Origin of the sequence: Actinomadura sp. GTD37, from assembly GCF_041951365.1 — a bacterium.
Lineage (GTDB): Bacteria > Actinomycetota > Actinomycetes > Streptosporangiales > Streptosporangiaceae > Spirillospora.
In genome coordinates this window covers 869,233-883,634 of record NZ_JBGNUS010000001.1, presented here as the reverse complement: position 1 = coordinate 883,634, position 14,402 = coordinate 869,233, and the positions used below count along the sequence as shown (strand labels likewise).

At 70.5% G+C, this 14,402-nt stretch carries 16 protein-coding genes and 1 riboswitch; of the genes, 8 read left to right on the top strand and 8 right to left on the bottom strand.

What is annotated here, in order from left to right; translation table 11 throughout:
• Positions 1-45 precede the first annotated feature (45 nt).
• The 4 genes from ACA511_RS04285 to ACA511_RS04270 form a co-directional block, all read right to left on the bottom strand.
• Entirely contained in the window at positions 46-330 is a 285-nt protein-coding gene (locus tag ACA511_RS04285) for a putative quinol monooxygenase (protein WP_375022711.1), read from the bottom strand.
• A gap of 124 nt (positions 331-454) precedes the next feature.
• On the bottom strand, positions 455-880 hold the full coding sequence (locus tag ACA511_RS04280; RefSeq protein WP_375022710.1) for a hypothetical protein: 426 nt from the start codon (positions 878-880) through the stop codon (positions 455-457).
• A gap of 22 nt (positions 881-902) precedes the next feature.
• The gene (locus ACA511_RS04275) at positions 903-1,280 is read right to left on the bottom strand and encodes a hypothetical protein (RefSeq protein WP_375022709.1); all 378 of its coding nucleotides are present in this window, start codon (positions 1,278-1,280) and stop codon (positions 903-905) included.
• Positions 1,259-1,657 carry an ATP-binding protein gene (locus tag ACA511_RS04270; protein WP_375022708.1) on the bottom strand — a complete coding sequence of 133 codons (399 nt, stop codon included), beginning with the start codon at positions 1,655-1,657 and terminating at the stop codon, positions 1,259-1,261. The genes ACA511_RS04275 and ACA511_RS04270 overlap by 22 nt, the downstream gene beginning before the upstream one ends.
• Positions 1,658-1,811: 154 nt before the next feature.
• On the opposite strand from ACA511_RS04270, the gene ACA511_RS04265 reads away from it, so the two are divergent.
• The 6 genes from ACA511_RS04265 (at position 1,812) to ACA511_RS04240 (ending at position 5,770) form a co-directional block, all read left to right on the top strand.
• Positions 1,812-2,621 carry a helix-turn-helix domain-containing protein gene (locus ACA511_RS04265; RefSeq protein WP_375022707.1) on the top strand — a complete coding sequence of 270 codons (810 nt, stop codon included), beginning with the start codon at positions 1,812-1,814 and terminating at the stop codon, positions 2,619-2,621.
• Entirely contained in the window at positions 2,612-2,797 is a 186-nt protein-coding gene (locus ACA511_RS04260) for a DUF397 domain-containing protein (RefSeq protein ID WP_375022706.1), read from the top strand. The genes ACA511_RS04265 and ACA511_RS04260 overlap by 10 nt, the downstream gene beginning before the upstream one ends.
• Before the next feature lie 35 nt (positions 2,798-2,832).
• Entirely contained in the window at positions 2,833-3,018 is a 186-nt protein-coding gene (locus tag ACA511_RS04255) for a DUF397 domain-containing protein (protein WP_375022705.1), read from the top strand.
• A gap of 437 nt (positions 3,019-3,455) precedes the next feature.
• Entirely contained in the window at positions 3,456-4,082 is a 627-nt protein-coding gene (locus tag ACA511_RS04250) for a pentapeptide repeat-containing protein (RefSeq protein WP_375022703.1), read from the top strand.
• 126 nt (positions 4,083-4,208) lie between these two features.
• Positions 4,209-4,616: a YciI family protein gene (locus tag ACA511_RS04245; protein WP_375022702.1), complete on the top strand. Its 408-nt coding sequence runs from the start codon at positions 4,209-4,211 to the stop codon at positions 4,614-4,616.
• Positions 4,617-4,624: 8 nt separating this feature from the next.
• A complete protein-coding gene (locus ACA511_RS04240; RefSeq protein WP_375024677.1) occupies positions 4,625-5,770 on the top strand; it encodes an RNA polymerase sigma factor in 1,146 nt (381 codons plus the stop codon).
• 33 nt (positions 5,771-5,803) lie between these two features.
• Here ACA511_RS04240 and ACA511_RS04235 read toward each other — a convergent pair whose 3' ends face one another.
• From ACA511_RS04235 to ACA511_RS04225, 3 genes are all read right to left on the bottom strand, one after another.
• Positions 5,804-6,250, bottom strand: coding sequence for a lamin tail domain-containing protein (locus ACA511_RS04235; protein ID WP_375022701.1), 447 nt, complete (start codon positions 6,248-6,250; stop codon positions 5,804-5,806).
• Between the two features lie 193 nt (positions 6,251-6,443).
• Entirely contained in the window at positions 6,444-8,195 is a 1,752-nt protein-coding gene (locus ACA511_RS04230) for a serine/threonine-protein kinase (protein WP_375022700.1), read from the bottom strand.
• A 105-nt stretch (positions 8,196-8,300) separates the two neighbouring features.
• Entirely contained in the window at positions 8,301-9,059 is a 759-nt protein-coding gene (locus ACA511_RS04225) for an SDR family NAD(P)-dependent oxidoreductase (RefSeq protein ID WP_375022699.1), read from the bottom strand.
• Between the two features lie 129 nt (positions 9,060-9,188).
• On the opposite strand from ACA511_RS04225, the gene ACA511_RS04220 reads away from it, so the two are divergent.
• Positions 9,189-9,590 carry a hypothetical protein gene (locus ACA511_RS04220; RefSeq protein ID WP_375022698.1) on the top strand — a complete coding sequence of 134 codons (402 nt, stop codon included), beginning with the start codon at positions 9,189-9,191 and terminating at the stop codon, positions 9,588-9,590.
• A gap of 30 nt (positions 9,591-9,620) precedes the next feature.
• On the opposite strand, the gene ACA511_RS04215 is transcribed toward ACA511_RS04220, so the two are convergent.
• Entirely contained in the window at positions 9,621-11,642 is a 2,022-nt protein-coding gene (locus tag ACA511_RS04215) for a protein kinase (protein ID WP_375022697.1), read from the bottom strand.
• Positions 11,643-11,851: 209 nt separating this feature from the next.
• Positions 11,852-12,023, top strand: a riboswitch (cobalamin riboswitch).
• Between the two features lie 114 nt (positions 12,024-12,137).
• On the opposite strand from ACA511_RS04215, the gene metE reads away from it, so the two are divergent.
• On the top strand, positions 12,138-14,375 hold the full coding sequence (gene metE / locus ACA511_RS04210) for a 5-methyltetrahydropteroyltriglutamate--homocysteine S-methyltransferase (RefSeq protein WP_375022696.1): 2,238 nt from the start codon (positions 12,138-12,140) through the stop codon (positions 14,373-14,375).
• Positions 14,376-14,402: the final 27 nt, after the last annotated feature.

Here is a 14,402-nt window from a genome sequence, read left to right as displayed (position 1 = left end):
GGCCCAAGGATCCGAACCCGCACCCCTCAACTCTGCCATCCGCGGCTAGGGCGCCTCGACCCCCGAGATCACGTACTTCATGACCTCGGCGTGCCGGATCCGAGCCGCCTGCTCGGGCTCGGGCCCCCCGCCCCGGAACCGCTCGACGTCCTCCCCGCTCTCCCACCGCTCGTACACGTTGATCCGGTCAGGCTCGACCAGGTCGGCCGACAGCGCGAAGTCGAGACACCCGGGCGCGGCCCGCGCCAGCGCCACGACCTCCCGGCACCCGTCGAGAAACCCGTCCCGAGTCCCCGCCTCGACGTACAAGGCCCCCGAAATAATGATCACCAGCGCCCCCTCTCACTCCCCCTCACCCTGCCCCACCCCACCGACAAACCCGCCCGCGCCCAAGCACCCGGCGGCCGGGCGGACGTGTCCTTTGGCATCCCGGGCCCGACCCGCATTCCGCTGATCAAGCAAGCGGTACCGGCCAAGCGGACATTCTGGCCATGCGAAGAACCGCGATCAGAGCGCGGCCGAGCACAGGGCGCGATCGGCGTGTGGACGTAGCGCGGGCGGGCGGCCGGCTCGCGACGTTCCACGTCCCGTCCGGCCTGCGGACGGACGGCACGTCAGGGGCGTCCGCGACCGGAGGACGCGGACGGCCCAGGATGTCGTAGAGCTGCCGAGCCAGGTCGGCACCGGTCTTGGCCTCGACCAGGCGGTCCGGCAGAAGCGCCCACAGCGATCCGCTGAACTCCCCCCACCACATGCACAAGCCGGGAAAGGAGCGACGCAGCTCGTCGAGGACCCGATCAATGTCGAGGTCCATTTCCAAGGCGCCCGCCGGACCGGGGCCGTAGTCGAACGATCGGCTGTAAGAAGCGTGGGGGTTCACCGTGATACCTCCGGGAGCGGCCCTACCAGGTGGCGGGGAACATGCGGTGCTTGAGGACGCCGTCGACCTGGTCGGCGGCGGACTTGGTGTCGCCGCAGGGCGCGAGGTACCCGCGCCGTCCGCGTCCGGCCTCGCAGTAGCCCCACACACCGCCCGTAAAAGCGTGAACGGCGACGGCCATCCGAACATGGTCGTCGGGGCTGAACGCGAAGACCCAGAGGACGGGCGGACGCGCGGGCTGGTCACCGGCCCGGTAGAGCTTGACGGCCTTGTAGCCCTTGGCCTGGACGGCGACGGCGAGCAGGTCCAGGTACCGGATCGCCGTGGGACGCCCGCGCAGGGTCCGCCACCGCAGCAGGTGCCGTTCGGCCCGGACGGTCAACGGGCGCAGCGAGCCCACGTGATCTTTCCTTCCTCGCCGAGCGGCCGGACGCCCCAGTCGTGGGCGAGCCGGGCCATCAGCAGCAGCCCGCGCCCGCCGATGGCGTCGCAGTCCTCACCCCGGACGACCGGCAGGGCCGTCCCCTCGTCCTGAACCTCGATGACGGTCAGGTGCTCGCGCACATCCGGGAAAATGCGGACGACGATCTGTCCGACTCCGACGTGCATGTACGAATTTGTAACCAGTTCCGTAACCACGAGCCGTCCGGCGAAGTCGTCGGCGTGCCCGAGTTCACGGAACCGCGCGGTCAGGTAACGGCGCGCCTTGGCGGGCGCCTGATCGGTCGGCTCCAGGATGAGCGCCGGCCTCTCCGGCGCAAGAGCTACAGGTGGCATCGGTACGACCTTCGAACGTGTCCGGTTCTTGTGTCTGTCAGTAAGCCACCCATCGACGCAGAGTCAGTGTTAACGTCCAGAAAGACGCAACAACTCAATGTTGATCTTCAATCTCCGGTTACTCCCCGGTACCGGCAGGTTAAGGAGCGCGAGCATGGCATCCCCCCGCCGACGTGCAGCGACGTCACCCGCCCTTGCGGCCTTCGGACGGCAGTTCCGCCGATACCGGGAGCGCGCCGGGTTAAGCCAGGCGCGCGTCGCACAGCGCACCGGCAAGACGGCGTCCTTCGTCTCGCAGATCGAAAGCGGGAAGAAGCGATGCAAACGCGAGTTCGTCGAGATCATGGACCCCGAACTCAAGGCCGGCGGCACCCTCCTCAACCTCTACGACGACCTGAACGGCGACGGCGCACTCGGCTTCCCAACGTGGTTCGACTGGCCCGAGGTGGAGCGCGAGGCCGAGATCCTGGTGACTTGGGAGCACAGCGTCGTACCCGGGCTACTTCAGATCGATGACTACGCCCGCACGCTTCTGAGCACGGACGAAGCCGTCATCGCTCGCCTGACACGGCAAGAGATCCTCAAGCGGGACGTACCAGCACCGGTTACCCTGATCGCGTTGCTGAACGAGCACGTTCTCCATCACCTTGTGGGCTCTCGGGAGATCATGCGGCAGCAACTCGAACATCTGCTGACCATGAGCGAGCTACCGAACGTGACTATCCAGATCGTCGTGAACGATGACGGCACCCCAGCCGGCAATGGTGGATCGTTCGTCCTCGCAACAATGAAAGATCGCAGCGAGATAGCCTACCTAGAAACCACTGTCCGTGGGATCACTACGGATGACTCGGGCGACCTTGCGGCGATCGCGCGCACCCTTGATAGCTTGAGAAGCAAAGCACTGCCAGCACGTATGTCCCGAGACTTCATCAGAAAGGTGATGATAGAGAAATGGACATGAGTAACGTACCGTGGCGCAAGACACGCCTGAGCACAGAGAACGGTGGCAACTGTGTAGAGCTTGCACCCGTGAGCAGATTGATCGCCATCCGCGACAGCAAGGACCCTGACGGCCCCAAGCTGACCCTAAACCAAAAGGAATTTCGAGGTCTAACCCAGGCCCTCAAGAACCTCTGAGCCGCACACCGCCTACCGCGAGGAACGGACGAGACATGGACCTGAGCCGCGTGACATGGCGCAAGGCCAGCCGCAGCACCTCCAACGGCGGAAACTGTGTTGAAGTCGCCAGCACTCCTGACGTAGTCGCCGTCCGTGACAGCAAGGACCCCAACGGCCCCAAACTCGTCATCACCTACAAAGACTTTCAACGCCTCACCGAAACCCTCAAGGCCATGTGATTCGTACTTGCCGACGGCGAATCCGAATCGGCGGCGCTTGAGCCTCTCTCGGCCGTGGACCCCGTCAGCGGTGGGGCGCAGTGCGGTGATGCGTCCGGCGAGAAACAGAGAGTTCGCGCCGCGCCTGCGTCCATGCCTCGACCGGGGGCCGAGTGGGTGGCGCGATCTGGCGCCAACCAGACGGGGATGGCCACCACTACACGCCGAGTCCGCACGGGTTCGTTCTTCCGTACCAGCGGTCGGCAATGAACGGACAGCGAGCCGGTTCCTCTCTCGTTGGACATCATGGCGTGCGCCGAACGCGGACCTGAGCTTCGGGCGAGTGGCCGTGCGTCGGGAGGGGGATGGGTAGGGTCGGGTGCGTGCCAAGTGGTGGTGTTCGAGCGCGTTCTCCGAAGCGGGTCAGGGAGCCGGTGGCTCCGGTGATTCCGCGGTCGTTGGCTGAGGCGGGGGCGGCCGAGTGCGAGCTGGCTGACGATGGCGTGTACCTGTCGATGCGGTTCGGGGCGCTGGACGTGTCCGACCGTGACGCGGAGGACGTCGAGTTCGAGCGGTGCCGTTTCCAGGAGACGCGCCTGGCGGGCACGGTCATGCGGCGGGCCGAGTTGCGGGACGTCGAGTTCGCCGCCTGCGACCTGGCGAACCTGAAACTGCACGACTCCCGGATCTTCAACGTGGCGATCGACGCCAGCCGCCTGACGGGGACGTCGCTGGCCGGCTGCTCGCTCCGGGACGTGCTGTTCAGCGACTGCCGCGCCGACCTGTCCTCGTTCCGTTTCTGCCGGTTCAAGAACGTGGTGTTCCGGGACTGCAACCTGGCGACGGCGAACTTCCAGGAGGCGGATCTCTCCGGCGCCCGCTTCGAACGCTGCAAGCTGACCGGCGCGCAGTTCAGCCATGCCGACATGAAGGGCGCCCGGCTCTCCGAGTGCGACCTCTACGGCGTGAACGGCGTCCAGAGCCTGGCGGGCGCCACGGTGACCACCGCTGACGCTCAGGGCCTCCTGCTGACCCTGGCGGCGGCGATGGGCATCACCATCGAGGACCACGCCGCCAACTCCTGACCGGACGAGCTACCGCTGAGACGGGCGAAAAAAGTTCTGGCGGGGATGTCGAGAAGGCGCGGTCGGCTCCGTCCCTGGGGGGAACGCGATCCAAGACGGGTCGCACCAGCAACGAGGAGAGTCACGATGGCCAAGTACCTGCTGCTCAAGCACTACCGCGGCGCCCCGGCCCCGGTGAACGACGCGCCCATGGACCAGTGGACGCCGGAGGAAATCTCGGCGCACATGCAGTACATGCAGGACTTCGCGGACCGGCTCGAGAAGACCGGCGAGTTCGTCGACGGGCAGGCCCTCGCCCCCGAGGGCAGCTGGGTCCGGTACGACGGCGAGGGCCGCCCGCCGGTCACCGACGGCCCGTTCGCCGAGACCAAGGACCTCATCGCCGGCTGGATGGTGATCGACGTCGACAGCCACGAGCGCGCCGTCGAGCTGGCCGGGGAGCTGTCGGCGGCCCCGGGGGCGGGCGGCGAGCCGATCCACGAGTGGCTGGAGCTGCGCCCGTTCATGACCGAGCCGCCCACCATCACGGAGTGACCTCGCAGCTGAACGAGGCCCTGCTCCGGAGCCTCACGCCGAGCGTGCTCGGCATCCTCGTCCGCCGCGGAGCCGACTTCGCGGCGGCCGAGGACGCCGTGCAGGACGCGCTCGTCGAGGCGGTCCGCGGCTGGCCGGACGACCCGCCGCGGGACCCGAAGGGCTGGCTCGTCACCGTCGCCTGGCGCAAGTTCCTCGACGCGACCCGCGCCGACGCCGCACGCCGCCGGCGCGAGGACACCGCCGACGAGGAGCCCGCGCCGGGCCCCGCGCCCGCGGCGGACGACACGCTCCAGCTCTACTTCCTGTGCGCCCACCCGTCGCTGACGCCGTCCTCGGCGGTCGCGCTGACGCTGCGCGCCGTCGGCGGGCTGACCACCCGCCAGATCGCCCGCGCGTACCTGGTGCCCGAGGCGACCATGGCGCAGCGCATCAGCCGCGCCAAGCGCACCGTCTCCGGCGTGCGGTTCGACCGGCCCGGCGACGTCGCCACCGTCCTGCGCGTCCTCTACCTGGTCTTCAACGAGGGCTACTCCGGCGACGTCGACCTGGCCGCCGAGGCCATCCGGCTGACCCGGCGGCTCGCCGCCGGGATCGACCACCCCGAGGCGGCGGGGCTGCTCGCCCTCATGCTGCTCCACCACGCCCGGCGCGCCGCACGCACCGCGCCGGACGGGAGCCTGGTGCCGCTCGCCGAGCAGGACCGCGGCCGGTGGGACACCGAGATGATCGCCGAGGGCGTCCGGATCCTCCAGGGCGCCCTCGCCCGCGACCGGCTCGGCGAGTTCCAGGCCCAGGCCGCCATCGCGGCGCTCCACGCCGACGCGCCCACCGCCGGGGAGACCGACTGGGTGCAGATCGTGGAGTGGTACGACGAACTCGCCGGCCTGACCGGCAGCCCCGTCGTCCGGCTCAACCGCGCGGTCGCCGTCGGCGAGGCCGACGGGCCGCGCGCCGGCCTCGCGGCGCTCGCCGAGGTGGACGACTCGGTGCCCCGCCACACCGCCGTGGCGGCGTACCTCCACGAGCGCGACGGCGACCTGGCGACGGCGGCCCGGCTGTACGCCGAGGCGGCCCGGAAGGCGCCCAACCTCGCCGAATGCGGCCACCTGACGCGCCAGGCCGCCCGCCTCAACGCCCGCCGCGCCCGCTGACCGCCCCGGTCGCGGGCGGACGGGAGACGCCGCTCAGCAGTACTTGGAGGAGCCCGTCCGCCCCCAGGAGCATTTGTCCGCCACGCGGCCGCTCGGGTAGAGGAGGTAGGCGGTGTCGCCGGTGTTGTTCCAGACGTACCAGGTCTTTCCGAAGTAGCGGTGCGTGGCGGTGCTCGTCCCCTTGCCCGTGTGAATGTAGACCGACTTCCGGCCCTTGATCGTGTAGGAGCCGAAAGTGTACGAGTAACCGGTCTTGTCGCGGAGTTTGACGCCCTTGAGGTTCTTGGACGAGCGGGACGTGTTGAACAGCTGCACCCATTCGGCGTTCAGCGACTTGTTCGACCCCGTGTCGCTGCCCGGCGAGTTGTAGTAGACCCGGTAGATCTGCACCGGACTCGCGGCCTCGGCCGGCGTCGCCAGCAGCACTCCGGCTCCCGCCACCGCGATCGCGGCGGCCCCCGTGACGAGAAGCTTCCTCACTTGTGGATCCCTTCTGATCGGACGAATCCCCAGGTGTACAGGTGTTCGCCGATCCGCGGGGACCGCTGGCCGACTCCGGGTCCGCTGTCAACCGAGCCCGGCGGCCACGCGTCCTACCTGTCGCGTTCTCCCAGGTGGTCCGGGGAAACACGGGGCCTGCGGGCGGCGGTCCGGGAAACCACGGACCGGCCGGTCACATGACCCGGGCGCAGAGGACGCCCTCGCGGAAGTCGTTCCATCTCCGGGAGCCGCTCGGACACCTGGTCGCGTAGTAGCCGGTGAACTGGAGAATGTAATCGAAGTCCTTCGGGACGGTGTTCTTGCTGCATGACCACGAGGTCATCAGGCCGTGCCCGGTGATGTACACCTTGCTTTCGTCCTTGCCCTTCTTCCCCAGGAAGCACTCGCCCTTCCGGAACTGCCGCCGCACGCAGAGGTAGATATTGTCCCCGTCATGCGCGGGGGACCGCCACCAGGATTCGCCGTCCAGCGTCTCGGAATTGCACTCGGTGCTCGAATCCCTCACTCCGGTCACCTTCACGTACGCGTCGCTGCGGCCGCAGGAGACCGCGCTCGGCGTGTTCTCGCTCCATTCGCCGCTGTCATAGGGGTCCTTGTAGGCGTCCAGGCAGTCGTTGACCGAGATGTCGTCGAACGCCTCCCAGGTCGGGTCCGGGGTCGGGCTCGCGCTCGGCCGCGAGGTGCTCCCCGATCCGCTCGTGCGGCCGGACGTCCGGCTTGCGGACGAAGTCGGGGTCGAGGTGCCGTCCGCGTTGCTCGACCTGCCGAACCTGTCGTCGTCGGCGGCGAAGGCGATGAGCAGGGCGATCATCACGACCCCGACGACTCCGACCGCGACCGCGGCGTTCAGCGGCCCCGGCGACCTGGCCCCCGGCGGACGCCCCGCGCCCGGCCCCTGCGGCACCCGTTGCGGACGTGCCTGCGGAGGTGCCTGCGGAGGTGCCTGCGGAGGTGCCTGCGGTGGTGGCTGCGGAGGCCGGTTCCCCGGGCCCTGCTGCGGCTGCTCCGGCGGACGCTCTCCCGCGTCGGCCCTGCGGGTGAAGATCTCCGTCTCCGCCACCCGCGTGGCGATCATCGTGGCGAACGTCTGCGGCAGGGACATCCCCTCGTCCGCCGCCAGCGCCGAGCAGTGGTCCAGGAAGTCGCCGGTCGCGGGACGGTCGTCCGGGTCCTTCTCCAGCCCGGCCGCGATCAGCCCCCGCAGCGACGCCGGGACGCCCGTCAGTTCCGGGTCCTCGTGGCGGACGCGGTAGCCGAGGGCGTCGGGCGGCCCCTCCCCGAAGGGGTGGCGGCCGGTGGCCGCGAAGGCGAGCACGGCGGCCAGGCAGAACACGTCGCTGGACGGCCCGATGACGCCGCCGAGGTACTGCTCGGGCGACATGTACCCGGGCGTGCCGACCAGGGTCAGGCTCTGGGACGCGGCGTCCAGCGCACGCGCGATGCCGAAGTCGATGATGCGGGGGCCGTCCTGGGCCAGCAGCACGTTCCCCGGTTTGAGGTCCCGGTGGATCACGTTCTGCTCGTGGACCGCCCGCAGCCCCTCCGCGAGGCCCGCGCCGAGCGCGGCCACCGACGTCTCGGGCAGCCGTCCGTGCTCGTCGACGGCGTCCTGCAGCGTCGGACCCGCGATGTACTCCGTCACCAGCCAGGGCGGGTCGGCGTCGGTGTCGGCGTCCACGACCTGCGCCGCGTAGAAGCCGCCGATGCGGCGCGCCGCCGCGACCTCCTTCCCGAACCGGCGGCGGAACGACGCGTTGTCGGCGAAGTGCGGATGGACGATCTTGACCGCCACCAGCCGCCTGCCCGGCGAGCGCCCCAGATAGACCTGGCCCATCCCGCCGGCCCCCAGCCGGGCCAGCAACCGGTACGGCCCGATCCGCACCGGATCGCCGTCCCTGAGCGCCTTGAGTCCTGCGCCGGACATCCCACCTGCCTCACACCTGCTGAACACCAGCGTCTATTTGATCGAGCGTAGCGAGCTTGATCATCAGGGTCTGTGTCCTTGGACTCATTCGCCCCCCGGCCCCCGTCAGCGCTCTTCAGGGTCGCGGCCCAGGACGTGGCGGCCGCCGTCGACGGGGACGACGGCTCCGTTGACGAAGCTCGCCTCGTCCGACAGCAGGTAGGCGACGGCCGCGGCCACCTCGTCCGGACGTCCCACCCGGCCCAGCGGGTGGAGCAGGCGCATCTCGTTCTCGATGCGCGCGGTTTCGGCCGGCCCCTGGCGTTCCAGGAGGGCCTCGTAGCGTTCCGTGGTGATCGAGCCGAGCGCCACGACGTTCGTGCGGATGCCGTGGGGGCCGTAATCGACCGCCAGCGCCCGGCTCAGCCCCTCGGTCGCCGCCTTCGCCGTCGCGTAGGGGAGGGAGCCGCGCACCGGACGCTGCGCCTGGTGGGACGAGACGTTCACGATCGCACCGCCCGTCCCCGCGTCCAGGAAACGGCGGACGGCGGTCACGCAGCCGACCACGGCGGGGTCGAAGTTCAACGCGACGAGGTCCAGCAGCTCACGGGCGGACGGGGACGGGGCATCGCGGAAGACGGCGGCGTTGTTGACCCAGCCGGTGAGCGTCCCGGCCTCCTGCGCGAGGTCGGCCGCGCGTCCGGCGACGTCCTCGTCGGCCGCGCTCCCCACGACCGGGATGACGCGCGCGACCCCCTCCGCCCACGCGACCGCGGCCGGGTCGAGTTCGATCACGACGACCGAGCCGCCGTCGGCGAGCAGGCGTTCGACGATCGTCCGGCCGACGCCCCGTCCTCCTCCGGTCACCACATAGGACCGATTCACGGCACATCCTCCTGTCGACGGTTTCCACCCATCGTGGCGCGTCCGGGAAACCGCAATTCCCGGCAGGTTCTTTATGGCGTCGCGTAGTCTGCTGCCTACTCTCAGTACGCGAGGAAGCGGGTTCCGAACATGGTGCGACGCTCGTCCCGTCCCGGCAGGCGGTCGAACGGCCGGCCGTTCTGGCGGCGCCGGCGGATCGGCTCGTCGGCCGCCACGCTGCTGGCCGCCGTGATCACCTCGGCCGCGCTGCTCTCCGCCGCCCTGATCAACTACGGCTTCGGCGGCGGGAGGGCCGGGAGCCCGGCGACGCCCGCGCCGGAGGTCGTCGACCGAGCGCCCACGGTCGCGCCCGCGGCCCCGGCCGCCACGCCCTCCCCGTCGCGGCACGGCCGTCCCAAGGCCAAGTGCTCATGGCTGGGGGACGGCAAGTGCAGGGCGTCCGTCACCAAGAACCCCCGCGGCGGCTCGGCCGGAGAGTGCGGCGGTTCCGGGGGCCAGGGCAGCGGCGGATGCGCCGCCAGAGTCGACTAGCGGAAGGCGTCCGGCATCGTCCTGCCCACGCTAGCCCTCATTGAAAAGCGGACGGTGCCTGTCGAGGTCTTGCCATTCGGACCAGTCGCCGTCCCGTGCGATCTGCCACAAATGCCATAGATGGCCGTCCGCGCCGCGCACGAATATCTCAATGCGCCCATCGGCCGAATGATGCGCGGCGGGGTCACCCGCCACCGTCAGCAGCTCCCCGTTCGGGAGTGGACGGTGCCTGCTGAGGTCCTCCCAGTTGGACCAGTTGCCGTCCCGCGCGACCTGCCACATATGCCACAGATGACCGTCGGCGCCGCGCACGAAGACCTCGATCCGACCATCGGCCGAATGATGCGCAGCCGGATCACCCGCCACCATCAGCGGACCATCCTCCGGATGCGAGCGATACCCGCTCACATCATCCCAGTTAGACCAACCACCCTCCCGCGCCACCTGCCACAAATGCCACAGATGGCCGTCCACACCGCGCACGAAGACCTCAATTCGACCATCGGCCGAATGATGCGCCGCTGGATCACCCGCCACCGACAGCAGTTCCCCATTCGGGAGCGGACGATGCCTGGCGAGGTCCTGCCAGTTGGACCAGTTGCCGTCCCGCGCGACCTGCCACATATGCCACAGATGGTTGTCCGCGCCGCGCACGAGAACCTCGATCCGACCATCGGCCGAATGATGCGCAGCCGGATCACCCGCCACCATCAGCGGACCATCCTCCGGATGCGAGCGATACCCGCTCACATCCCTCCAGTTAGACCAACCACCCTCCCGCGCCACCTGCCACAAATGCCACAGATGACCGTCCACACCGCGCACGAAAACCTCAATCCGACCATCGGCCGAATGATGCGCAGCCGGATCACCAGCCACCGACAGAAACCCCCCGCCCGGAAGCGGACGATGCCTACCGAGGTCCTGCCATTCGGACCAGTCGCCGTCCCGCGCGACCTGCCACAAATGCCACAGACGGTCGTCCGTGCCGCGCACAAGAACCTCGATCCGACCATCGGCCGAACTGTGCGCCGCCGGATCACCAGCCACCGACAGAAACCCCCCGCCCGGAAGCGGACGATGCCTACCGAGGTCTTCCCATTCGGACCAGTCGCCGTCCCGCGCGACCTGCCACAAATGCCACAGACGGTCGTCCGCACCGCGCACGAAGAACTCGATCCGACCATCAGCGGAATGATGCGCCGCCGGATCACCAGCCTCCGCCGGCAGGCCGCCCGGCATGAACATGGTCGCTTTGGAGGAATTCGCGAAATGGTCCAGGATCTCGGTGAGCCGGGGCCGCAGGCTCGGGTCTTTGGCCAGGCAGCCGCTGATCAGGCCGGTGAGGTGGGAGGGGAGCCGGGTCAGGTCGGGGGTGCCGTGGACGATCCGGTAGACGATCGTTCCGGCCGGCCCGGTGCCGAAGGGGCCGTGTTCGGTCGCCGCGAACGTGAGCACCGCGCCCAGCGCGAACACGTCGCTGGGCGGCCCGACCGCCAGTCCGCCGACCTGTTCGGGCGACATGTACCCGGGAGTCCCGAGCGCGGCGGTGGAGGTATAGGCGTCGTCCAGCGCACGGGCGATGCCGAAGTCGATGACGCGGGGGCCGTCGGCGGCGAGGATGATGTTGCCGGGCTTGAGGTCGCGGTGCACGAGACCCTCGTGGTGGATCGCGGCCAGTCCCTCCGCGAGTCCCGCTCCCAGAGCGCTGAGCGCATGGTCGGGCAGCGGCCCGTGTTCGCGGACGGCCTGTTCAAGCGACGGGCCGGGGATGAACGCCGTGGCCAACCACGGGAAGTGCGTCTCGGTGTCGGCGTTGACCACCTGGGCGGTGTAGAAGCCGCCGACCCGCCGGGCCGCTTCCACCTCCTGGGCGAACCGGCGCCGGAACCCGGCGTCTTCGGCCAGTTCGGGGCGCACCACCTTGACCGCGACCGGCCTCCCGCCTTGGGACCGGCCGAGGAACACCAGTCCCATACCGCCGCCGCCCAGCCTCCCCTCCAGCCGGTAGGGGCCCACCCTGCCCGGATCACCCGGTCGCAGCGGCTCCATCCAGCGACACCTCCCCGATCCTGAAGGACAAGTTGAGATCATCTCAAAACACCTCATCCTCTGTGGAGGCATCTCGACAGACCGTGACGAAGACGATCCGCAGGCGCGCGGCGACGCGTCGCGCACCCCGCCCGCCGACCGCGCCGACCGCGCACGAGCGGTCCCCCGTGATCGTCGCCGCGCGCACGAGTAGACTCGCGGGCGCGGACGGTTCACTCCTTTCGAGTGTCGTAAGAGGGAACCCGGTGCGAGTCCGGGACTGCCCCGCAGCGGTGAGCGGGAACGACCGCCGTCATAGGCACTGGGCCGAACGGCCTGGGAAGCGACGGCCAGTAGGACGCCTCCTCCGGGAGGCGACGCCCGCGAGTCCGAAGACCTGCCTCCGCCCGCGCGCCGGCCGGTGCGCGGTGGTGTGCGGCCTCGCGGGAAGGCCGGCGGCGCAGGCGTGCCGTCGCCGTTCCCGGGGCCGCCCGTGGCACAGCGAGGGAAGCCGCCATGAACACGACGATCCTCGGATACCCCCGAATCGGGGCCGACCGGGAACTGAAGGCCGCCACCGAGGACTACTGGGCGGGACGCGCCGACGCCGGCGCGCTCGCCGAGACCGGCGCCCGGCTGCGCGCCGAGGTCTGGACGGGGCTCCGCGACGCCGGGCTCGACGACGTCCCGTCGAACACGTTCTCCTTCTACGACCAGATGCTCGACACGAGCGTCCTGGTCGACGCCGTTCCGGACCGGTACCGGCGCCTGACCGGGCTCGACCGGTACTTCGCCATGGCCCGCGGCGTCCAGGACGTCCCGCCGCTCGAGATGACCAAGTGGTTCGACACCAACTACCACTACATCGTCCCCGAACTCGGGGTGGACACCCGGTTCCGGCTGGCGGACGGGGCGGCGGCGAAGCCGCTGGCCGAGTACCGGGAGGCGCGGGCGCTCGGCGTCGAGACGCGTCCCGTCCTCGTCGGGCCGCTCACGTATCTGCTGCTCGCCAAGCCGGCGGAGGAGGGGTTCCGGCCGCTCGACCTGCTCGACGGGCTGGTCGACGTGTACGCCGAGGTCCTGGAGCGGCTCGCCGGGTCGGGCGCGCAATGGGTGCAACTGGACGAGCCCGCCCTCGTCGCCGACCGGAGCGAAGCGGAGATCGACGCGCTCGCCCGCGCCTACACCCGCCTCGGGCGGCTCACCAGCAGGCCGCGGCTGATGGTCGCCACGTACTTCGGCACGATCGGCGCGGACGCGCTGCGGGTGCTGGGGCGCTCCCGCGTCGAGGCCGTCGGGCTCGATCTCGTCGCCGGTCCCGGCAACGTGGACGTGCTCGCGTCGGTCGGCGGGATGCCGCGCAAGACGCTCGTCGCGGGCGTGGTGGACGGGCGGAACGTCTGGCGCACCGATCCGGGCAGGGCCCTGGCCGCCTGCGCCTCCGTGCTCGGGCTCGTCGATCGGGTCGTCGTGGGCACGTCCTGCTCGCTGATGCACGTCCCGCTCGACCTGGACGCCGAGACGGCGCTCGACCCCGCCGTCCGCGGACGGCTCGCGTTCGCCCGGCAGAAGGTCGCCGAGGTCGTCGCCCTCGGACGGGCGCTCAGCGAGGACGTCCCGGTCCCGGACGCCGCGCCCCTTCCGGAGGCGGGCGTCGACCGGGCCGTCCGCGAACGGCTCGGGTCGGCGGCGGACACGCGCCGGGGCGACCGCGCCGCCCGGTTCGCCGCGCAGCGGGACGCGCTCGGCCTGCCCGACCTGGCGACGACCACGATCGGCTCGTTCCCGCAGACCCCCGAGATCCGCCGGGCCCGCGCCGACCGCCGCGCCGGGCGCGTCACCGGCGCCGAGTACACGCGCGCCATGAAGGACGAGATCGCCCGCGTCATCGCGCTCCAGGAGGACCTCGGCCTCGACGTCCTCGTGCACGGCGAGCCCGAGCGCAACGACATGGTGCAGTACTTCGCCGAGCAGCTCGACGGGTACGCGGCCACCGACCACGGATGGGTGCAGTCGTACGGGTCGCGGTACGTCCGGCCGCCGATCCTGCACAGCGACGTCGCGCGGCCGCGGCCGATGACCGTCGAGTGGGCCGTGTACGCGCAGTCGCTCACGGACAAGCCGGTCAAGGGGATGCTGACCGGGCCGGTCACGATGCTGGCCTGGTCGTTCGTCCGCGACGACCAGCCGCTCGCCGAGACGGCCCGCCAGGTCGCGCTCGCCCTCCGGGACGAGATCGCCGACCTGGAGGACGCCGGGATCCGCGTCATCCAGGTGGACGAGCCCGCCCTGCGCGAACTGCTCCCGCTGCGGGACGCCGACCGTCCCGGCTACCTCGCCTGGGCGGTCGGCGCGTTCCGGCTGGCCACGTCGGGCGTGCGGGACGCCACACAGATCCACACCCACATGTGCTACTCGGAGTTCGGCGAGATCATCGGCGCGATCGGGGAGCTGGACGCCGACGTCACGAGCGTGGAGGCGGCCCGCTCGCACATGGAGCTGGTCGGCGACCTGCGCGCCGCCGGGTACGGGAACGGCATCGGGCCCGGCGTGTACGACATCCACTCGCCGCGCGTCCCCTCCGCCGAGGAGATGGAGGAGAACCTGCGGCGCGCGCTGCGGGCCGTCGAGCCGGGACGGCTGTGGGTCAACCCCGACTGCGGGTTGAAGACCCGCGCCTATCCGGAGACGGAGGCGGCGCTGCGCAACCTGGTGGCGGCCGCCCGCCGCGTCCGCGCGGACCTGGCCGGCTGATCCCCCGCCGCCGCATGGCCCGCCCCC

Excerpts from the sequence above, each read along its gene's own strand:
- ACA511_RS04215 (WP_375022697.1), bottom strand. The coding sequence starts at position 11,642 with ATGGAGCCGCTGCGACCGGGTGATCCGGGCAGGGTGGGCCCCTACCGG.
- metE (WP_375022696.1), top strand. The coding sequence starts at position 12,138 with ATGAACACGACGATCCTCGGATACCCCCGAATCGGGGCCGACCGGGAA.
- ACA511_RS04265 (WP_375022707.1), top strand. The coding sequence starts at position 1,812 with ATGGCATCCCCCCGCCGACGTGCAGCGACGTCACCCGCCCTTGCGGCC.
- ACA511_RS04260 (WP_375022706.1), top strand. The coding sequence starts at position 2,612 with ATGGACATGAGTAACGTACCGTGGCGCAAGACACGCCTGAGCACAGAG.
- ACA511_RS04220 (WP_375022698.1), top strand. The coding sequence starts at position 9,189 with ATGGTGCGACGCTCGTCCCGTCCCGGCAGGCGGTCGAACGGCCGGCCG.
- ACA511_RS04230 (WP_375022700.1), bottom strand. The coding sequence starts at position 8,195 with ATGTCCGGCGCAGGACTCAAGGCGCTCAGGGACGGCGATCCGGTGCGG.
- ACA511_RS04245 (WP_375022702.1), top strand. The coding sequence starts at position 4,209 with ATGGCCAAGTACCTGCTGCTCAAGCACTACCGCGGCGCCCCGGCCCCG.
- ACA511_RS04270 (WP_375022708.1), bottom strand. The coding sequence starts at position 1,657 with ATGCCACCTGTAGCTCTTGCGCCGGAGAGGCCGGCGCTCATCCTGGAG.
- ACA511_RS04255 (WP_375022705.1), top strand. The coding sequence starts at position 2,833 with ATGGACCTGAGCCGCGTGACATGGCGCAAGGCCAGCCGCAGCACCTCC.